Genomic DNA, 19,303 nt, shown 5'->3' with positions numbered 1-19,303 from the left:
AACCGCGCCCGCGCTTCCAGCGGCGGCAACGAAGGAGAGGGCGGCGAGGATCATGCGCATGGCCGCCAAGGTAGTTATCGCCCGCAGGTTGTCGAGAGGCGCGAATGGCCGATAGCCCCTGGCGCGATCGTCTGCGCCCGGCCTCGTTCCGCGGAGCCGTCTTCTACGTCGAGGTCGGCGCCCGTTCCGGCGGCCGGCGGATCGCCCCGCACGAGTTCCCGAAGCGTGACACGCCGTATCCGGAGGACATGGGCCGGAAGGGGCACTCGTTCGCCGTCACCGCCTACTGCATCGGCCCGGACTACCAGGATCAGCGCGACGACCTGATTTTCGAACTCGAGACCGAGGGCGTCGGCACGCTGGTGCATCCGACCTACGGCGAGTTCGAGGTCAAGAACGGCGTATTCAACCTCGTCGAGCGCCGCGAGCGCGGCGGCTACTGCGAGATCGAGATCCCGTTCTTCGAAGCGGGCGAGGACGCGGCCTTCACGGTCTCGGACGCGACCCAGAACCAGGTCCAGATGAGCGCCGACGGTGCCGAGCAGGCGGTTGCCGCCGGCGGCGATCAGGGACTGTACGCGTTGCGAGATCCCAATCGACCGCTGACCGGAGGGGGCGCCTGAATGAGCTTGCGCCGCGACCAGCCCGCGCTTGATCTGATCGGCGCCGTCCTCGATGCCATCTTGGCGTTCAGTGGCGCTGAGAGCCTCGCGGCAGCCGGCGCCGACCTCGACGCGGCCGTCGGGGATCTGCGCTCGGATGCCCAAGGCCTGCTCCGGCAAGCCGCGCTGTTCACCCCGCTGGCGCGCTGCTTCAGCCTCGCCCAGCAGACGGGCATGACGGTCGACACGATGGAGCGGCTGCGGGCGACGATCGCGGGGCTGGCAGCGGCGGACGCGAGATCCGCGCTGATTCAATCCCGCAGCCAGATGTTTTGCTGCATCCAGGAAGCTCGGATCACCGCGGCGACCACCTACACCAGCCGCAACGAGGTGGACCGGGTGCTCGGCCTCGTGGCGGCCGCCTTCGATATCTCTCAGAGCGCCGCGGCGGACGCCGGCGACGCCGCAGGCTACCGGGCGCTGGTCGGGCTCCGCGCCGCCATGGTGCGGGACCTGACGGATCGGTCCCGGCCGCTGCCGAAGCTCGTGACCTACTCCTTCGGGCGTGTGCGCTCGTCGCTCACCTTGGCGCAGCGCCTCTACGGCGATGCCGGCCGGGCCGACGAGATCATCGCCGAGAACGAGATCGTGCATCCCCTGTTCGCCCCGCGCGCCGGGCGCGCGCTGTCGGCCTGAGGACTCGCGATGCCGAAGCCGACGGAGGTCGCCGAGATCGCGGTCAACGGCCAGCGGTACTCGAACTTCGAGACCGTGAGCGTGTCCCGCTCCGGCGTCGATCCCTTCCCGAAGTTCGCCTTCACGGCCGCCTCGCCGATCGAGAGCGCTCCGAATTGGGCGGGCATGAAGCTCGGCATCGGCGACGAGTGCGAGGTGATCCTCGGCGGGCGGCAGGCCATCTCGAAGGGCAGGATCACCGGCCGGCAGCCCGCCTACGACGCCCAGCAGCACGGCCTGCAGATCGTCGGCACCACCAACTCGGCCACCGTGGTCCGGGCGACCGTCGATCACAACAAGGGCGAGTACAAGGGCTACACGCTCTCGCAGATCGCGAACGCCGCGCTGAAGCCCTACGGGACCAAGTTCTCGACCAAGGGTGACGCGTCCGGCATGGACAAGCCATTCGAGAAGGTCGCGGTCCAGTTTGGTGAGACGGTGTTCGCGTTCATCGAACGCCTCTGCCGGATGCGGAACGCCTACATCCTCTGCGACAAGAACGGGGACCTCGTCGGTTACCGGCTCGACAACGCGGTGAAGACGATCGCGGACCTTCAGGAGGGCCGCAACATCCTCGCCGCCTCGGCGAACTTCAACTACGAGGGCGCGCTCAGCGAGATCCAGACGCAGGGCCAGCGTCCTGGCAACGATCAGCGCTTCGGAGACGCAGCGCGCGACCAGTCCGCGACCGTCAAGAACTCATCGGTGAAGCAGCACGTCCCCCTGGTCTTCGCGGCCGAGATGCCGGGTGACCAGGCTGAGATGCGCATGCGGGCGCAGCACGAGAATGGCTACAACCTCGCGGACCAGCTGACGGTGCAGATCACCGTGCAGGGCTGGTTCCGGGACGAGAGCAGCCTCTGGCTCGAGCACGTCGGTGATCCGGTTTCGGTCTATTCGCCCATGCTGTTCACGAACGATCGGCTCAACCTCGCCATCCAGGCGGTGAACTCGACCCAGGGGCCGGCCGGCACGCTCTCGCAGCTGACCCTGGTCCTGCCGGGCGCCTACAACGGCGGCGATCAGGTGCAGACCGGCGGCACCCCGCCCGGCCTCTATGGTGCCGCATGAACCGCACGACGACGCGCACGTCCGGCGATCGCGTGGTGGCGAGCCTGTCCCGGGCCATCATCACGAAGATCAATGACACCCCTTTCATGCAGGAGCTCGGCGTCCGGGTCCGAGACCAGCAGAACCTGACCGGCGTCGAGCATTGGCACTCGGCCGGCGTCACGCACTACCCGATGCCGCCGGACGCGAAGGGCGCGGCCGAGATCATCCTCGCCACGCTGACGGGCAACAACTCCCATCCGATCGCGCTGCCGGCGGCCGACCGCCGATATCGTCCGAACGGGATGAAGCCCGGCGACACGGCAGTGGCCGACGCCAACAAGCAGACGATCCACCTGGGTCAGGTCAGCGTGGTGCTGGACAGCCCAAAGCGCTTCGACCTGCGGGTGACTGCGGACCAGGGGGCAGGGAAGGCGAAGAACCAGGGCGCCAACCTCACGGCCGAGAAGAAGCCGTCGACCACGATCACCGGCAAGGCGGCGGGCACGCTCGCCACGACCTCGACTGCGGCCACCACTGTCACCGGCAAGAACGTCACGGTCACCGCCGGCACAAAGCCGGATGCGGCGGGAGCCGCCGAGCTGAACAACCAGCTGAAGGGCCTCGCGGCCCGGGTCGCGCAGGCCGAGAAGAACCTGCACGGCCTGTTCGACGTGACCTCGAAGCTTCGGGAAATCGCGCAGACCATGATCCCGGGCCTGGCGGCCCTGGCGCCGATCCTGAATCAGGCCCCGGATGGGCTCCAGGCCATGGCGGGTGCGATCGAGGGTAAGGCGCAGGCTTACCTGCAGCAGCAGATCCAGCAAGCCCTGCAGATGTTCATGAGTCCGAACCTCGCCGGGCTCGCGAGCGTCCTGAGCGGTAACGTCGAGGGCCTCATCGCCAACGCTGAGGCGCAGATCGCAAGCCTGATCGCGGCCAACCCCGTGGCTGCCCAGGTGGACGGCCTGCTCTCAAGGATCGAGGCGCTCGGCGACGCGCCGCTACCGCCTGACATCGCGGGCGCTGCGACTGCGGTGCTGCAGGCGCAGGTCGCCTACCTGGGTCGAGAGAACCCCGTGGTCGGACAGGTGGCGCAGCTGCGTGGCTTGCTCTCGACCCTGAAGAACCAGGCGGGCCCGGGTCTCAACTTCCTCGCCCCGCAGCAGCGGCTGGTCCAAGGCCTGATCCGATCGATGCACTTCAGCCAGAGCTGAGGACGCGCTTGCCCGAGAACATCGTCGTCCATTCCCGCCGCGCGGTGACGCGCGAGTGGCTTCTGACCCCCGTGGATCAGCGCGACCCGACGCTCGACCTCGTCGATTGCGTGGTGGTGGCGTTGGGCACGGACCGGCTGGCCCGAGCCGACGACGTGCTGCCGGTCTCAGGCGATACGGACCGCCGGGGCTGGTGGGGCGATCTCGACGCTTCCGGCGTCCGCGACGGCTGGCCGATCGGCTCGCGCCTATGGCTGCTCCAGCGGGTGACGATCACCGGCGCCGAGGCGCGTCAGGGCAGCACGCTCGCTCGGGCCGAGGACTACACCCGGGAATGCCTCCAGCCCTTCGTCCAGAAAGGTGTGGCGTCTCGGCTCAGCGTGGTCGGCGAGCGGCTCAAGGTCGAAGGCATCGACGTGAAGGCGACGCTCTACCGGGGAGAACTGCCGGCGATCGAGCTTCGCTACGCGACGTTGTGGAACGGGATCAGGGCCTGACGCATGCCGCTCGCGATCCCCACTCTCGCCGAGACCCGGGCCCTCAGCCGCGACGCTGTCATCGAGGCGCTGCGCGTAGGCGCGCTGCCCGGCAACTGCCCGGCCGGCATCCTTACCGACGACAACGGCGCGCTCGCCTTTCTGGTGTTGCAGTACATCGCTCGCCAGGCCAAGGAGTACCTGCCCGACGAGGCCGGCGAGCAGATGCTCCAACGCTGGGCCGACATCTTCCTGCCCGGCGGCCGGAAGGCGGCGACCTATAGCGTCCTCACCGCGACCTTGTCGGGGCCGGCTGGCACCGTAGTTCCGCAGGGCACGCAATTCAGCCAGGGTGGCCTGCTGTTCCAATCCACGGCCGCTGTGACCCTGGGCGGAACCAGCGTCGCCACTTCGGTAGGCGTTCGCGCGCTCACTGCCGGTGCCGTCGGCAACCTCGAAATGGACACCGCGCTTTCGCTCATCGTCGCGATCTCGGGCGTTACCGCCTCCGCGACCGTGACCGGCATCACGAGCTACGGCGTCGATCAGGAGAGCATCGACAGCCTGCGTGACCGGGTGCTGTTCCGGATCCGCAAGCCGCCGATGGGCGGTGACGCGGACGATTACGTGGCTTGGGCGCGTGAGGTGCCGGGCGTGACCCGCGCATGGGCGGCGCCGCACGAGGTCGCCCTTGGCACGGTCACGGTGCGGTTCATGATGGACGACCTGCGAGCCTCGCTCGGCGGCTATCCGCTCCAAGCCGACTGCGATGCCGTGGCAGCCCACATCGCAACCGTCCGGCCGGTCACCGTCTCAGACATCTACGTGGTCGCGCCCGTGCCGCAGCCGGTGAACCTCGCGATCGGCGCGCTCACGCCCGACACGCCCTCTACTCGCGCGGCGGCGCTTTCCAGTTTGCGTGCCATGCTGAACGATCGAGCCGCGCCGGCCCGGGCCGTCAACGGGGTTCTGGTGCCGGCTCAGACGATCTACCGGGAATGGCAGTCGGAGGCGATCTCGGCGGCTGAAGGCGTGGATCACTTCACCCTCGCTGCTTCCGATGCTGTTATGGCCAACGGCGGCCGCATGGCGACGCTGGGATCGGTGGCCTTCACCTGATGGCCGATCAGTTCGTTCGCCGGTCAGCTGCCGACTACGCTGAGGGCTTTGAGGATCTGCACCCGGTCGGACCGGCTTGGCCGCGATCCCCGGCGCCGTCGCCGGGCGACACGACTCCCCGCGGCGATGACGAGGCGTTGTCCGACCTGACCCGGGGCCTCGCGAAAGTCTGGGGTGATAAGGTCGACGCCCGGGCGGCCGACCTACTGTTTATCGAGACGGACCCCCGGCAGGCCTACGAGTTACTCCCAGACTGGGAGCGCGCTCTCGACCTTCCCGATCCGTGCAGCACCGAGGCGCCGAACTTGGCCCTCCGGCGTGAAGCGCTGATCCGCAAGCTGACGATGGTTGGGCGCCAGGATCGGCAGTTCTTCATCGATCTGGCTGCAAGCCTCGGTTACCAGATCCGTATCTACGAGTACCGGCCGGTCGTCTGCGGCGAAACCCGCTGCGGCGACACGCGTGCGACTGGGCACCTCGTCTACACCTACGCCCGGTGCGGCGTCGCCCGGTGCGGCGTCGACCCCATCCTGAAGATAGACCTCAGCGGTGGAGACGATTGGGTGTGGCGGCTCGGCGCGCCGAACATCCGGTTCATCTGGCGCGTCTCGATCCTCAATACCGCCCTGCGCTGGCAGCGCGGCGGTATCGCTCAGTGCGGCGTCGACCATCACTGCGAGTTCGGGCTCGCGACCGATCTTGAGTGCGTCGTCCGGCGATTGGCCCCAGCGCACACCCAAGTCCTTTTCGATTATTCACAGGTGGCGATCGGCAATGGATAGGCTCCCTCCGTTCGATAAGATTGGCGCGCTGCCGGTCCCGGATTTTCAGAACGCTGACCCCGCGAATTCTAATCCGGGTTCCATCGTCAACGCTCTGGTTTTCAACCAACTGCAGCGCGAGGGCGTCAACCTTGAATTTCTGGCGGGGCTGACTCCGGATAGTGCCAACCTGTTCCAGTGGACGCAGGCCGTCTCTCGCGGTGGCGTCTGGGTCGATGAGCTGACCGGAACCGGTGATCTCGCGGTGGCCACCTTGGATGCCGTGCTCCCGGCATTCCTGCGTGGCATGCGCATCGGCGGCGTCGCGGCAGCCCCTAACACGGTCACAAACCCGAAGCTGAGGGTAATGAACCTCGGCTCGGCAGGTGGTTACGTCGATTATCCGATTTTCAAGGAGGATGGATCGAGCCTGGGGATCGGAGACATCAAAGCCGGCCGTCGCTACCGTTACGAAGCAGATGGCGCCGGCAACGTGATGATCTCTGGCGGCGGCCTCGCCTCCATCACGAACATCACGCAGGCGCTGCTCGCCAATGTGAAGCTGACGACGTTCAGTGCAGCGCAGCAGACGCCGCTGACCAACAACGCCTACGCGAGCCTGATTTTTACGGATGCGAGCACTGCCGATTTCACCAATAACGGCGTCAACGGGTTCGCAGTCAAAACCGCTGGTCTCTATAGTATTGCACTTCAGGGATACACGTTTACCAACGTGACCGGCCAATCTACGAATGACGTATCCCAACTGATCATGCTGAATGGCCAGCAGATTGCCGCCGGAAAGGCGCCTTACACGGCTCTAGCCTCGGGTACGTTCACCGAAAACACCTATGCCAGCGTGATCGCGCAGCTGGCGGTGGGCGACATCGTGAAGGCCACCGCGGGCGTGTCCGTCGGCCCCCCGAGCTTCTTCGGCAACGCCAACGCCAGTGGCCACCAGCTCTCCTTCACCAAGATCTTCTGAGGCCCCGTGATGAATCTCGCCGAGCACTACGCCACCAAATCCGGGCTCAGCCCCAGCGCCGTTTTCAACGCCGCTGGTTTTCTGGAGACGGAAGAGGGCTGGACCGTGTTCCGGTGGAACGAGGCCTTGCTCGGCCCGCAGCCAACGGCCGAGGATCTCGCGGTCATCGCGGCGCTTCCGGACCCACCGCACCCCGTGGAGGTCGTGATCCTGTATCGCGCAGACCTCTACCGCCGCTGCACCGACGACGAGGCTGACGCGATCGACGCCGCCCTGGCCAAGCAGCCGACGCGGATCCGGCGCATCTTCGAGAGCGCGGTCACCTTCCGATCCGACGACGAGATGTGGTCGCTGCTGCACGATGCGGCGGTGGGCCTCTTCGGCGACGAGCGCGCCGTCGAGCTTCTGGCGGCCTCGACCTGAGGGCGCGGCGTGACCCAAATTCTCAACCTGCCGCGGCTTACATTCGCGACTACGATCGCGAACAATGAAGACTGGACCGACGCGTGGGCTTATCTCGATAAGGACGGCAACCCGATCTCGCTCGCTGGCTTGACGCTGACGATGATGCTTCGGGCTCGGGCTGTCGATCCGACCGCGCAGGTCATCGCATCGAGCGTATCCGGTCCTCTAAACGGACTGCCGCAAAACGGCTTGATCTCATCGGGTGGGACCGGTCTGAACGTCGTGGCGCTCGCAATTCCGAAGGCCACGGTCTCTCGGCTCTCGCCCGGCGATTACGTCTTCGAGGTGCAGGCCTCGGGAGAAGGGCTGACCCGCACCATTGCCGGCGGCCCCGTTACCGTCGAAGCAGGGGTTGTGCGATGATCACCAGCGAGATCGTCGTCCGCCGCCCGGCCGCCCAGAATGTGCCACCAGGCGTGGCTTTGCCGGCGGGGCCAGCGGGACAACCAGGCAAAGACGGCGGCCCCGGCCCCATAGGTCCTCCGGGGCCCGCCCAGGACATCTCGGGCAAGCTCGACAAGACCGGAGATGCGTCGGGTGCGACCGCGGCCGGCCTCTTCCCCCTTTCCCGAACCTTCACGTCCCGGCTCGCCGATGCCGTCAGCGTCAAGGATTTCGGCGCGATCGGCGATGGGGCCACCCATCCGCTGTCCAGCAAATTCTCCACACTCGCCGCCGCGCAGCTGGTCTACGCCTGCGCGCTGGCGCTGAGCGACGAGATCGACTGGTGCGCCTTCCAGACCGCCGTGAATTCGGGCCGCCCGGTCTGGATCCCCGACGGATACTATCTGGTCAACCGCACGATCGCGGTGACGCTGAACGGCGTCTTGCTGGAGGGCTGCCACCGCGACGCGACGCAGATCCGCCGGCACGGCGACTTCGGGCCGACGATCAAGTTCAGCAACAACTCGTATATCTACAATACGGGCCTCAAGAACATCGCGTTCTACGACTTCGGTGGCGCCCCGGGTCTTGGCCCGGCGATGACGCAGGCCAACTCGCCCTACGCGATCATCTTCGACAGCCACAAGAACACCCGCATCGAGAACCTGTCCGTCGGGCTCGGACCCAACTCCGGGTCGGCGGGCGGCGGCATCTCGATGCTCGGCTCGGTCGAGTTCTACCTCCGCGACGTCTACATCACGCTCGATGCCGGGCCCTCCAGCGGGCGGCATGCGTTCCGCCTCGGCGTCTCACAGATCGCGGGCGCGCCCTCGCCCGGCGGGGCGGGGAAGAGCGCGATCAATGCGCTCAACGTCGAAGGCTCAACCTTCAACTACACGAACGGCGTTCTGACGAGCATCAACAGCCATATCGACGACGGCATCCGGATCGAGAGCGGCGACGGACTGTGGATCTCGGACACGCACGTCCAGGGCACCACCCTGTCCGACCTGCACTTCGCCACCACGGCGGGCGTGCAGCTCTCGAACATCCACATCGCCAATACGATGCTGGACATCACCAACGGCAGCGCCTGCCGGATCGACGGGACCGGTGTTGTGGACCGCATCGACATGCAGGCCCGGTTGTCCGCCGCTGGCGTCGGTAACGCGGGGTCTCAGGCCGGTTTCCTGGCGACGGCCGCGGTGACGGAGGGCAGCTTCGTCCTCGGCATCCAGGGGTTCTCCGGAGTCGGGCTGAGCTTCACCTCGTCCGCCACGAAGACGGTCACGTTCTTCATCAGCCAGGTCAAGAAATGCTTGGGCGGCGGCCTGCAGTTCGCCGCCGGCACCGACATCTCGGTCGTGGGCGGCACGATCGGCGCGGACGGCGTGACTCCCTACGGGATCCAGGTCGGGGCCGGGGTCAACGGCTTCACGGCCAGCGGCGTCAGTTGCGTCGGCACCGCTCCCTCGCCCAGCGGCTACGGTTACATCCTGCAGAGCGGCGCCACGGGTATCGGCATCAATGGTGGCCGCGCCACCGGGAATGCCAGCGGCGCCGTCATCGACAACACCGCCTCAACCGCGAAGGTGCGTGTCTCCGGCGTGCTCGGCCAGGCCGACATCACCAAGAACTGACCGGCCCCTCGCCGATCTTCGCTCGCCAGGATTGCCATGACGCGTGACGTGCCGATCGAGATCCGGCGGGGCAACGACGACCCTGCCGTGATCTGGGAGTTCGCGAACGCTGACGGGACCCCGGCCAACCTCGCGGGCTCGGTGTTCGAGCTCGTCGTGGCGTGGCAGGCCGTGCCGTACTCGGCGGCCGGCGGCGCGCTGCCCGAAGGCGAGATCACGCACAGTTCGGACGCGGTCAACGGCGACGGCGCGCTGGTGGTCGAGGGCGCCGCGGGCCGGGTGATCTGGCCCTACACCATCGCGGAATCCGACCTGATCCCGCGTGGCCAGGGCCCGCGCTACGTCCTGCGCCGGGTGATCGGCGGCAAGACCCGGGATTGGGCCGGCGGCCCGGTCACCGTCCGGAGCTTCCTGCCATGAGCGCCTGCTGCGACGGGCCGTTCCGGGTGCGCGTGGTGGTGCCGGCTGAGCCGGGCATCGTGCGCGTGGTCGTGCCGGGGCCGATGGGCGGCGACGGCCCGCCGGGCGCGTCGGCTCAGGGCAACCGCTCCGAGACCGCCGTCCAGGCTGCCGTGGCTCTCAGCGGGCACAGGGTCGTGCGCGGGACTGCCGACGGCGCGGTCTACGCCTCGGCTGCCATCCTCGCCGACCTCGGCACGGTCATCGGTGTCACGACCGGTGCGGCCGCGGCCGGTGCCGACGTGGCGGTCGTCTCGTCCGGAGCGATCGACGAGCCGTCCTGGGCCTGGGCGCCCGGCCCGGTGTGGCTCGGCTTCGACGGCAACCTCACGCAGATCCCGCTGGTCGGGGCCTTCGTCCAGCAGATCGGTGTCGCGGTGGGTCCGACGCGCCTGATCGTGTCCCTCGGCCCGCCGATCCGAACCCTCTGAGGAGCACACGATGCCCGGCGATAAGTACCTCTACAACAACGCAGGCACGGTGACGGAGAAGACCTCCGTGCAGGCCAGCGCGGGCGCGGCCGACGCCGGCAAGATCCCGGCGCTCGACGCGACCGGCCGGTTCGACACCACGATGATGCCGAGCGGCATCGGCGCCGACACCAAGACGATCGCGGCCTCGGAGGCGCTCGCGGCCGGCGACCTCGTGAACATCTGGAACTCGTCGGGCGCGAAGGTTCGGAAGGCCGACGCCTCTGTGGCCGGCAAGGAGGCCCACGGCTTCGTGCTCGCCTCGGTCGCGAACGGCGCGAACGCGACCGTCTACTTCGAGGGCGCGGACACCCAGGTATCCGGGCTCACCCCGGGCCCCATCTTCCTGTCTGCCGCCACGCCCGGCGCCGCCACCTCCACGGCGCCGTCCGGATCGGGCCAGGTCGTCCAGCGGGTCGGGTTCGCAGTCGCGGCCACGGAGCTGAACTTCCAGTCCCAGCCGCCGATCGTCCTGGCGTAACGGACCGTGGTCGCGCGCAACCCGCTCGTCGTCGTTGATGGCACCGTCAAGGAGCTGCCCGCCAGCGACACGACCCCCGGCATGCTCCCGGGCGGCGGCGCCGCGGGGCAGGTCCTGACCAAGACGGGGTCCGCCGCCTACGCCGCCGCCTGGGCCGATCCTGCCGGCCCGGGCGGCGGCGGCCTCACCGAGGCGCAGGCCAGCGCGATCGCGCGGCGCGCCGCCATCCTTTACGCTGTGAGGTAGGTCGTTGCCCCAGTCTCAAGCCCGGCTCGCGCCGGCGCAGTACAGCTTCGCGCCGGCGCAGAAGCAGATCACCTTCGCGGGCGTGCCCGGGTTCACGCTCGACGGCCTGGTCCTGGTGGTGAACGCCGCCTCGGGCAAGGTCATCTTCGACCCGCAGGACAGCAGCGGCGCGCTCGGCGGCACGGCCTCGGGCAGCACCGTCACCCTGGCCTACGACACCACGGCGATGTCGGCCGCCGATCGCCTGGTGGTCATCTACAACAGCCTCGAACGCGACGATCAGCTCTTCACGTTCTCGCCGACCACGACCGGGCCCCTGGCCGTGATGGCGGTCAAGAGCTTCATGTCGGCGATGGTCGATATTCAGTCCACGACCGGCTGCTCGGGCAACCTGGAGGGCACGGTCGACAACACGCAGTGGAAGGCGATCAAGGGCCAGCTGCCGAACCTCGACAGCAACACCGGCGACACGAATTTCAACGAGGGCAAGCCGTTCAACATGCGGCAGTGCGATGTCACGCCGTACCGCCTGATCCGCTTCAACGTGACCTCGATCGCCGCCGGCAGCCCGGCGATCAACATCCTCCTCAAGACCGTCCCGGCGCCGCCCCGGCTCTTCATCGCCAACGGCGGCAGCCTGGTCGCCAACTTCGATAGCGGCGGATCGGTCGGCTACGTCCGGCAGACCAGCCTCTTCCCCGAGGTGGTCCGCGGCACCCTTCAGTCGGGCGCTGCAATCACGACCGGCTCCTTGACGGGAGGCGTGCTCTCGGCCGGCGCCGTCGTCACCGGCGGCACCCGGCAAGCGAACGGCCAACCCAACCCATATTACAGCCGCTTCGGCGCAAGGGTGAATTCGGATCAGTCGGGGGCGCTCCAGATCCAGGACTCGACGGATGGCACGAATTGGATTCCCGCCTCCTCACCGCAGACGGTGACAGCTGGGATTCCTCTGGACCTGGAAGTGAAGGTCCGAGCACCGTTCTGCCGAGCAGTGTTCACCAACGGCAACGCCCCCACAGGGGCGAACGCCTTCTCGCTACTCGCCGCCTTCTGCGGAGCGTGAGGTTGCCATGACGCTTCGCCTGGGTGGTGTCGAGGTCATGACGGAAGGCGGCCTCCGGGTCGCCAACCCGCAGATGGTCCCGGGCCTGACGGTGACCGGGACCGCCGAGAAGGCGTTCAGCCAGAAGCTGACGATCCAGGGCAACACGCTGATCTCGGGCACCCGGATCCGGTTGCTGCAATTCGGGATCTACACTTCGGTCGGTCTGGTGCCAACGATCATCCCGCGCGTCCGGCTGGGCGGCGTATCGGTTCTGCCGGCCCGATCGATTGCCGGCCTGCTCGGCGACACCGACGCGCCCTGGTACTCGGTCGCCGACCTGATGGTGCTGGGATCGATGGTCGCCGCCTCCGGGATCCTGTTCATCGCCGACAACCAGATCCGCCTGTTCGGCGGGCCGCCCGTCGCAGCCCCGGACCTGACGCAGGCCCTGGACCTGACCTCCTCAGCGCAATGGGGCCAGGCCGGGTGCTCGATCACCTGTCAGGGCTGGCAGGCGAACATCTCGCCGCCCACGGCCTGATCCTCCACCATCGGAGCCGCCCATGACCCGCTTCCTTGCGGTGCTGGCGCTCGCCTGCGCGCTCCTGCTCTCGACCGCAGCCGATGCCCGGCCCCGCCGCCGCGGTTCCTGCACGCCCGTCTTCATCGACGGCGCCGGCACTGTCTGGATCTGCGGCGCCCGGCCCCGCGCGCGCTGATCACGCCTCACCCGCCCCATCACCACCTGGAGCACCACCATGCCGACACCCGCAGCCACGGCGGCAGCGTTCGCGCGCGCGCGCGCCTCCGACTTCAAAGGCCGGGCCGTCCGTCTGGCAGACCTCGACCTGCCGGCGGCGGGGCATCTGATCGGCGTCGGCGAGGACGAACTCCATGCGGTGCTGGAGGTCGAGACGGCCGGCGGCGGCTTCGACAAGCAGAGCCGGCCGAAGATGCTGTTTGAGCCGCACGTCTTCTACCGGAACCTCGTCGGGTCGGACCGCGCCTACGCCGTGCAGATCGGCATCGCCTATGAGAGGTGGAAAGCAGGCGGCTACCCGGCCGACAGCTACCCGCGCCTGACCTCCGCGCTCAACATCAACGAGACGGCCGCGCTGAAAGCCGCATCCTGGGGGCTCGGGCAGATCCTCGGCGAGAATTTCGTCGCCGCGGGCTACGATAGCCCGCAGCAGATGGTGGTCGCCTTCATCGAGGGCGGCGAATCCGAGCAGCTGCAGGCGATGGTCCGGTTCATCAAGGCCAACCACCTCGACGACGAGCTGCGTGCGCACAACTGGGCGGCCTTCGCCCGGGGCTACAACGGTGCCAGCTACGCGCAGCACGGCTACCACACCAAGCTCGCGGCGGCCTTCGCGAAGTGGTCGAAGATCAAGGACACGCCCTGGTCGCCGCCGCAGGATGCGGTCGGCAAGCCGGTGCCGGTCCCGCCCGTCGAGATCGCCCCGCTCCCGCCGCCCGTGCCGCCAGTGTTCGCGCCGGCGCCGCGAAACAGCGGCTCGCCCGCGTTGCCGGCTCCTGCCCCCGCGCCCGCGCCGGCCAAGCCCGGTTTTTGGGCCTCGGCGCTCTCGCGGCTGCGCACCGCCTACCCCAAGAAGGAGGGCTGACCCATGGCTGGCGGCATCATCGGATCCATTCTCGGCGGCGTCCTGACGGGCGGTGCGGGCCCGGCGCTCGGCGCGGGAATCGGCGCGGCGATCCCGAGCATCGCCGAAATCGCGCGGGTGATCGTGGATCGCACCATCCCGGACCCGCAGAAGAAGGCGGAGGCCCAGGCCGAGATCGAGCAAGCGCTCACCGCCCGCGAGACGGTCCTGACGGCGGCCCTCCAGGCGCAGAACGAGCAGCAGAACGCGATCAATCTTGCAGAGGCGCAGGGCAACGACCGCTTCTCCTCGCGGTGGCGGCCGGCGCTCGGCTGGGCATGCGTGGCGGCCTTCGTCTACCAGTTCCTGGCCGCGCCCCTGGTGACGTGGCTCGGAGCGATCCTCGGCGTCGCGCTCGGCATCGCCTTCCCAGCGCCGCCCACCATCGTCGTCTCCGACTTCATGCCGGTCCTAATCGGCATGCTCGGGCTGGGCGCCATGCGCACCTACGAGCGGACCACGGGCGTTCCGGGGGCCGTGCCCGCTCCCCAGCCGATCCGACGCTGAGCCGGGATGCGCGCGCCATGGCCGCCGCTCTCGAAGCCGTCACGCAGCCACCCGCCTTCCTACGGTTCCAGGATCAAGAGGCCATGATGCCGGAAGGCCAGAAGAGCCAGGACGAGGCCGCCTGGACCAAGATGCAGGTCGACGTCGCGGTCTCGGCGACGAAGCTCGATGCGGTCCAGTCCGACGTGCGCGGAATCCGGGAGGATCTCCGCAACGTCTACGCCACCAAGACCGAACTCAAGGACGTGGTCGATGACGTGTCCAAGCTGAAGGATCACGTCGGCTGGCTCGTGAAATCCGTGCTCGGCGCGATCGTGCTCGCGATCGTCGGGCTCGTCCTTTCGAAGGGCGGGGTGCCGCACTGATGCCCCCCAAACCGGAACCCATGCAGGTCACGATGCTCCCCGAGGTGGACCGTACCGACGAAATCTATGCCCGCGCCATCGAACTCGCCTACGGCCCCTCCAAACGGCAAGCTCGCCTGCAGCTCGTGCTCAACGGGCTCTACTACAGCACGCTCCTGTTCGTGGTCGGCTGGATCTTTTCCATGGCGATCGACCGCGATCCCCCGGTCCGTCAGGTCTCGCGCGAGGTCGTCAACCCGGGCAAGCTGGTCCGGCCCGGTGAGCGGCTGCTGATCCGCGGTGTGCGGGAGCGGTCGCGCTCGTGCGAGATCACGCGCCGCTGGTGGCTGGTGGACGGCGCCGGCCGGCGCCTGGACTACGAGGCCGAGCGGTTCGACGCCTACGGGCCGCTCGGGCGCGAGGAGGAGGTAATCGGCCCGTTCATCCCGCTCGACGCCATGCCCGGCCGCGGCCGGTTGCTCGGCGTGGTGGCCTACGACTGCAACCCGCTGCAGCGCGCGCTGGGCTGGTCGATCACGACGATCCTGCCGCCGCTGGAGTTCGAGATCCTGCCGCGGGCTGCGGCGCCGTGAACTGCGCGCCGCCTGGTCAGGACTTGAGCCATATTTGGGCCCTGATCGCGCTCCTGGTCGGCCTGATCATCGGCAACCTGACGAAGCGCTAGCTCTCCATCACATCTCTGTCGTTCCGCCCAACCGCCCGGCTCCAGCTGCGGCGGTTTTTTTCGTGCCCAATGCCCCGCAGCTTGCGATGCCCCAATTTCCTCCCACGGATTGATTGATCCTCGCTGGCACCGCCACGCGGGGCTTTCTGCAATTGCGGGGCCGATACTCGCGCCCGCCTCAGACTTGCCGCCCACTAAGGCCGCCGATATGGATGCAAGCTGCGACCGAGCGTCAAGGTTCGCTATCTGAAGCTGAACAGGACAGTCCATGCTGCGCGACGAGATCATCAACCGGATCTCTGAACTGTTCGAGGACCCCAAATACCTCGAAGTCGGCGTTTGGCAGGGCGGGACCTTCAATCAAGTAAAGGCGCGCACAAAGGTAGCAGTAGATCCAAAATTCGATTTCGATCATAATCAACGAAGCTCAGACGAGCCTAACAACAAGTATTATCAAGTTACAAGTAATGAATATTTTGTAGATGCGTCAAATCGGAGCGACAAATTCGATGTAATTTTCCTGGACGGATTGCACACTTTTGAACAAACTCTCACAGATCTTCTGCATTCCGTCGACCTCCTGAATGAAAACGGCATCATCATACTTGATGATATTATCCCAGACTCTTACCCGGCATCCCTCCGTTCTGAGCAAGAATGCTATTACTTTAGGCAGTCTGTGGGTGATACGAGTACGCACTGGATGGGCGACGTTTATAAACTCGCCTTTTTCATCAATGCTTACATGCTGAATTGGAGCTACTGCACTGTCGCGGAAACGCACGGGCAGCTCGTAATGTGGCGTCATCCGCGCGCATCAAGCGAACTAAGTTCAGCGCTAATATCAGATATATCTAATAAGTCTTATATAGACGCCGTTCTTCATAAGAACTTGTTTAACATCGCGCCGCTAGAAGCAATTATCTCTCAAATACTGTCGTCGAGGCCTAGCCAAAAGTCAAATCTTGCAACGCCGTCGCTCATCGAGCAGCTTGAAAGCGCCTCTGGCCGTCCCAAGATTTCATATTACTTTCAGCGCATTGAGGGACTGGCGTATAGCGACGACGTTCCCGATCTTATTGCTATGCATGTTAAGTCGTTTGAGCAAAACGGCTGGGAGGTTGTTGCTCTTGATGAGCGGGATGCGAAGCAACACCCCCTTTATTCATTCTTTGACGACGAGAATTCGGCTTTCGCCGCCTCTCGAAATGGGTGGGAATATACCAGGGCCTGCTACATGCGGTGGCTCGCATACGCTACGGCCGGCCATCCCTTCGCCGATTTCGACGTCGTGAACTACGGGTTCACGCCAAAAGATGCCAAGCAGATGGCAAGGGACGCAGAGGGCCCAAAGCTGCTGTCCGGAGCGGGCGCAATGGGGCTTTTCGCGGGTAAGGACTACGATTTGATCCTAAGCACGTTCCAGAAATATGCCTCGGCCCCGTTTGTTGATGGTGCTCTTAAGGAGGATGTCAACGACATGACTATCCTGATACAATGCCTGCCGGAGATATTTTCTCTTATCGGGAACGAAGATGTCAGGATTGCGCGTGATTACACTTGTCCGGGATGGGGTGAGGCAAAGCTAGTTCACTACCCGTACCATTATACGCCACAACCGCGAGCTAAGACCGCAAATCAAGCAAGGCCCTTGCCGGAATAGCGGTCAGCTTGAAGATTTACGCTGTTTTAGCGCGATGTTTGTTGCATCGATAGCGAGTGCGCCCCGAGCTTTAAACGGAACAAAGGACCCTTGTTCCGCCTTAATTTCGCCAACGGGCGTTGAAAGCTCTCCAGGGCTTGATGTAATTCCATGGAGAGACACCGCTTTTGCTTCGTCTAGCGCACTTATCCTTAGGGGGACCGTCTTATCGTCGATGTCGCGCATAATCGGTCAACCCGTTGATCTGAAGCCGTTGATGTCGCCGTTATAAGCCGCCATCAACCCTAGGGTCTAGGTGCGCTTTGGTCATCGCTCACTGGTTAAAGGTGGCGGCGCTGATTGCCCTGATGGTCGTCCTGATCGCAATCCAGCCCGCTCGGCCCAGCGCCGCGGCGGGCTTCGCCGTTTCTACGGCCGGTCGCTCACCCGTCGCCAAGCCGGCACGGTCCTCGGCCCCTTGAGCCCGCAGCGTCGGCATACCATGCGCAGCCCACAATCCGGGACGAACATCTCCGGCGGGAACTGGTCGATCGGCACCTCGGCCTCGTGTCCGCAATCGCATGTGGCCCGGATCGCGTAGGCGCCGTTGGCGATGCTGTTGGCGATGGTGGCCGGAATGGTCTCGCGGCCTTCGGCATCGTAGCCGCGGCGGGGGTTGCGCCTCCAGCGCGGGACCGGGTCGCCGACGCCCTTCGTATAGGCACCGGGCGGATAGCGGTTCACGGATCGGCCTCGACTTGATCCGGGCACGCGGCAGGCGGCGCCCGCCAGCGCGGGACCCGCCGCCATCCTGCCTCCCTGATCGCCAATCCGCCAGCCTCAAGGCGCGCCAGCACCAGGGCCGCCTCCCGCCCTCGCTCCCGGCCCGGGATCCCGGCGCGCTCAGCGATCTGTGTCGCCGTCGCCGGTTCGGCAGTCAGGGCCGCCAGCACGCGACCGCGGGTGTCCTTGCGCGGTCGCGCGCCGGTCCGTTCAGCCGGCACCGCTAATGCAGCCTGCCGTTTCCGGCGTTCAGGCCCAGGCATATGGCGAGCGCCAGCAGGTCGCCGGCGGTGAGCCATGCGCCCCCATCGACGCGCCAGTTCTCGAAATCGTCGTCGGGCTCGACCGTGTGGCCGCGGGACGTGAGGACGGCGACCGCCTCCACGATCGGGTCGGCCTCATCGAGGATCACGTCTTCACCGGATGAGCGAGCAGAATCGCGGTGCGGACCATGTTGCGCTTGTAGGGCTCTCGGTCGGTGAGCAACGCGTCTTGGGAGGCTTTGTGCGCGGCGATGGCCGAGACCAGGTCGAGGGTCCAGCCCTTGGCCAGCGGGTAGGCCTCCGTCACGAGGTCGGCCAGCACCGCGTCGACCGCGGCGGTGATCTCGTCGTCCGTGACGTCGGACGTTTTCCGGAGCTCTGAGACAGTCGGGTTCAAGGCCATCCCTGCGGGCTATCGCAGCTCGATATGCGCGTCCAGGCCGCCCCCTGGCCAGGTTCGACCGAAGTCTCTGCCACCGCACGCCTTCTCAACATCCGTCCACAGTCCTCCACAGGCAGTACCCATATTCCTACCCGCGGAGGTTGAACCTAGCTCGGGCATCGCGTTTGTTCTGTTTTCGTTCTCATCGGAGAGCAGACATGGTGTGTCGCCTTGGCGACGTTCAGCCCGGCCGGGTTTGGGTCGATTGTGCTTCTTGCAAGCGGTCGGGGCGCTACAGCGTCGCAACTCTGCTCGAGCGCTACGGACCCAACATCTCGTCGATCGATTTGCTGCGGACCCTGACCGCGTCGTGTCAATATCAGCGCCTGCCCGGCTCCCCGCCGGCCCGGAAGTACGAGCACCTATGCCTTGCGGCGATCACTCTGCCGCAGCCGATTCGGCCCGAAACCCCGGTGCCCCCGGGGCGCCCGTACACGATCGAGGTGTGGGGCGAGCGCGGGGCCATCGAGGCGCAGCTGGCGGTGATCTACCCACTCGACATGGCGCTGGCGGCGTTCGAGCTCGCTTGCGGGCAATGGCCGACCCGGGAAGTGACGCTCCGAGATCGCTGCCGGATCGTGCGAAAACAGGAGCCCGTGACGCCTGGCCAACCCGGGTGAGAACGTCCGGAAGGTGTTTTACAAGATCACACGACGTTCCGCGCTCGTTCCCGTCACGTTCACCGACGTATTGTAAACGCATGTCGTTGCGATCACTCGGCTTTCCGTCGTTTAGCCAAACTGTGCGATTTCGTCTCCCACCCTGAAACCATTGGCTTTTCGGCCGAATGTTTTACAGCGTTTTACAAGTCACCCTTTGTTCGCGCGAGCGGCGA

At 66.4% G+C, this 19,303-nt stretch carries 27 protein-coding genes; 24 read left to right on the top strand and 3 right to left on the bottom strand.

Annotation, left to right across the window (positions count from 1 at the left end):
• Positions 1–104 precede the first annotated feature (104 nt).
• The 23 genes from BMZ47_RS25470 to BMZ47_RS25370 all read left to right on the top strand — a co-directional run bounded on the left by BMZ47_RS25470 (position 105) and on the right by BMZ47_RS25370 (position 17,001).
• Entirely contained in the window at positions 105–623 is a 519-nt protein-coding gene (locus BMZ47_RS25470) for a DNA circularization N-terminal domain-containing protein (RefSeq protein ID WP_091864926.1), read from the top strand.
• The gene (locus BMZ47_RS25465; RefSeq protein WP_091864924.1) at positions 624–1,298 is read left to right on the top strand and encodes a hypothetical protein; all 675 of its coding nucleotides are present in this window, start codon (positions 624–626) and stop codon (positions 1,296–1,298) included.
• Positions 1,299–1,307: 9 nt separating this feature from the next.
• On the top strand, positions 1,308–2,408 hold the full coding sequence (locus tag BMZ47_RS25460) for a phage baseplate assembly protein (protein ID WP_091864922.1): 1,101 nt from the start codon (positions 1,308–1,310) through the stop codon (positions 2,406–2,408).
• Positions 2,405–3,604: a phage baseplate assembly protein domain-containing protein gene (locus BMZ47_RS25455; protein WP_091864920.1), complete on the top strand. Its 1,200-nt coding sequence runs from the start codon at positions 2,405–2,407 to the stop codon at positions 3,602–3,604. The genes BMZ47_RS25460 and BMZ47_RS25455 overlap by 4 nt, the downstream gene beginning before the upstream one ends.
• Before the next feature lie 8 nt (positions 3,605–3,612).
• Positions 3,613–4,101 carry a phage GP46 family protein gene (locus BMZ47_RS25450; protein WP_208601113.1) on the top strand — a complete coding sequence of 163 codons (489 nt, stop codon included), beginning with the start codon at positions 3,613–3,615 and terminating at the stop codon, positions 4,099–4,101.
• Positions 4,102–4,104: 3 nt separating this feature from the next.
• Positions 4,105–5,199, top strand: coding sequence for a baseplate J/gp47 family protein (locus BMZ47_RS25445; protein ID WP_091864918.1), 1,095 nt, complete (start codon positions 4,105–4,107; stop codon positions 5,197–5,199).
• Positions 5,199–5,981, top strand: coding sequence for a YmfQ family protein (locus BMZ47_RS25440; protein WP_091864916.1), 783 nt, complete (start codon positions 5,199–5,201; stop codon positions 5,979–5,981). Before BMZ47_RS25445 ends, BMZ47_RS25440 begins: the two co-directional genes overlap by 1 nt.
• Positions 5,974–6,945 carry a hypothetical protein gene (locus BMZ47_RS28260; protein WP_139221064.1) on the top strand — a complete coding sequence of 324 codons (972 nt, stop codon included), beginning with the start codon at positions 5,974–5,976 and terminating at the stop codon, positions 6,943–6,945. The genes BMZ47_RS25440 and BMZ47_RS28260 overlap by 8 nt, the downstream gene beginning before the upstream one ends.
• Before the next feature lie 9 nt (positions 6,946–6,954).
• A complete protein-coding gene (locus tag BMZ47_RS25430) occupies positions 6,955–7,368 on the top strand; it encodes a hypothetical protein (RefSeq protein WP_091864912.1) in 414 nt (137 codons plus the stop codon).
• Positions 7,369–7,377: 9 nt separating this feature from the next.
• Positions 7,378–7,773 (top strand): hypothetical protein, encoded by a 396-nt coding sequence (locus BMZ47_RS28255; RefSeq protein ID WP_139221063.1) that lies wholly within the window; start codon positions 7,378–7,380, stop codon positions 7,771–7,773.
• Positions 7,770–9,434, top strand: coding sequence for a hypothetical protein (locus BMZ47_RS25425; RefSeq protein ID WP_091864910.1), 1,665 nt, complete (start codon positions 7,770–7,772; stop codon positions 9,432–9,434). The genes BMZ47_RS28255 and BMZ47_RS25425 overlap by 4 nt, the downstream gene beginning before the upstream one ends.
• Positions 9,435–9,470: 36 nt before the next feature.
• Complete coding sequence (locus tag BMZ47_RS25420) at positions 9,471–9,854, top strand: hypothetical protein (protein ID WP_091864908.1); 384 nt, start codon at positions 9,471–9,473, stop codon at positions 9,852–9,854.
• On the top strand, positions 9,851–10,324 hold the full coding sequence (locus BMZ47_RS25415; protein ID WP_091864906.1) for a hypothetical protein: 474 nt from the start codon (positions 9,851–9,853) through the stop codon (positions 10,322–10,324). Before BMZ47_RS25420 ends, BMZ47_RS25415 begins: the two co-directional genes overlap by 4 nt.
• A gap of 10 nt (positions 10,325–10,334) precedes the next feature.
• Positions 10,335–10,844, top strand: a complete 510-nt coding sequence (locus BMZ47_RS25410) for a hypothetical protein (RefSeq protein ID WP_091864904.1) — start codon at positions 10,335–10,337, stop codon at positions 10,842–10,844.
• Positions 10,845–10,850: 6 nt separating this feature from the next.
• A complete protein-coding gene (locus BMZ47_RS25405; RefSeq protein WP_091864902.1) occupies positions 10,851–11,090 on the top strand; it encodes a hypothetical protein in 240 nt (79 codons plus the stop codon).
• Between the two features lie 4 nt (positions 11,091–11,094).
• Complete coding sequence (locus BMZ47_RS25400) at positions 11,095–12,156, top strand: hypothetical protein (RefSeq protein ID WP_091864900.1); 1,062 nt, start codon at positions 11,095–11,097, stop codon at positions 12,154–12,156.
• A gap of 7 nt (positions 12,157–12,163) precedes the next feature.
• Positions 12,164–12,679, top strand: a complete 516-nt coding sequence (locus BMZ47_RS25395; protein ID WP_091864898.1) for a hypothetical protein — start codon at positions 12,164–12,166, stop codon at positions 12,677–12,679.
• A gap of 22 nt (positions 12,680–12,701) precedes the next feature.
• The gene (locus tag BMZ47_RS28725; protein WP_167369107.1) at positions 12,702–12,857 is read left to right on the top strand and encodes a hypothetical protein; all 156 of its coding nucleotides are present in this window, start codon (positions 12,702–12,704) and stop codon (positions 12,855–12,857) included.
• A 39-nt stretch (positions 12,858–12,896) separates the two neighbouring features.
• A complete protein-coding gene (locus BMZ47_RS25390) occupies positions 12,897–13,763 on the top strand; it encodes an N-acetylmuramidase family protein (protein WP_091864896.1) in 867 nt (288 codons plus the stop codon).
• 3 nt (positions 13,764–13,766) lie between these two features.
• The gene (locus BMZ47_RS25385) at positions 13,767–14,309 is read left to right on the top strand and encodes a 3TM-type holin (RefSeq protein WP_091864894.1); all 543 of its coding nucleotides are present in this window, start codon (positions 13,767–13,769) and stop codon (positions 14,307–14,309) included.
• 17 nt (positions 14,310–14,326) lie between these two features.
• Positions 14,327–14,674, top strand: coding sequence for a hypothetical protein (locus BMZ47_RS25380; RefSeq protein WP_050732329.1), 348 nt, complete (start codon positions 14,327–14,329; stop codon positions 14,672–14,674).
• Between the two features lie 44 nt (positions 14,675–14,718).
• Positions 14,719–15,246 carry a hypothetical protein gene (locus BMZ47_RS25375; protein WP_139221062.1) on the top strand — a complete coding sequence of 176 codons (528 nt, stop codon included), beginning with the start codon at positions 14,719–14,721 and terminating at the stop codon, positions 15,244–15,246.
• Between the two features lie 360 nt (positions 15,247–15,606).
• Entirely contained in the window at positions 15,607–17,001 is a 1,395-nt protein-coding gene (locus tag BMZ47_RS25370) for a class I SAM-dependent methyltransferase (RefSeq protein ID WP_091864890.1), read from the top strand.
• Positions 17,002–17,409: 408 nt separating this feature from the next.
• On the opposite strand, the gene BMZ47_RS25365 is transcribed toward BMZ47_RS25370, so the two are convergent.
• The 3 genes from BMZ47_RS25365 to BMZ47_RS25355 form a co-directional block, all read right to left on the bottom strand.
• Positions 17,410–17,724, bottom strand: coding sequence for a hypothetical protein (locus tag BMZ47_RS25365; RefSeq protein ID WP_091864888.1), 315 nt, complete (start codon positions 17,722–17,724; stop codon positions 17,410–17,412).
• Positions 17,725–17,986: 262 nt separating this feature from the next.
• A complete protein-coding gene (locus BMZ47_RS25360) occupies positions 17,987–18,175 on the bottom strand; it encodes a hypothetical protein (RefSeq protein WP_244536939.1) in 189 nt (62 codons plus the stop codon).
• The gene (locus BMZ47_RS25355) at positions 18,172–18,429 is read right to left on the bottom strand and encodes a hypothetical protein (RefSeq protein ID WP_091864886.1); all 258 of its coding nucleotides are present in this window, start codon (positions 18,427–18,429) and stop codon (positions 18,172–18,174) included. The genes BMZ47_RS25360 and BMZ47_RS25355 overlap by 4 nt, the downstream gene beginning before the upstream one ends.
• Positions 18,430–18,626: 197 nt before the next feature.
• Between BMZ47_RS25355 and BMZ47_RS25350 the strand changes: the two genes are divergently transcribed.
• Positions 18,627–19,088, top strand: a complete 462-nt coding sequence (locus BMZ47_RS25350; protein WP_167369105.1) for a hypothetical protein — start codon at positions 18,627–18,629, stop codon at positions 19,086–19,088.
• Positions 19,089–19,303 lie beyond the last annotated feature (215 nt).

Source organism: Methylobacterium brachiatum, assembly GCF_900113845.1.
In the GTDB taxonomy this organism is placed as follows: Bacteria; Pseudomonadota; Alphaproteobacteria; order Rhizobiales; family Beijerinckiaceae; genus Methylobacterium; species Methylobacterium brachiatum.
Note: the sequence above shows the minus strand (reverse complement) of the source record. Positions and strands in the feature narration are given on the sequence as shown.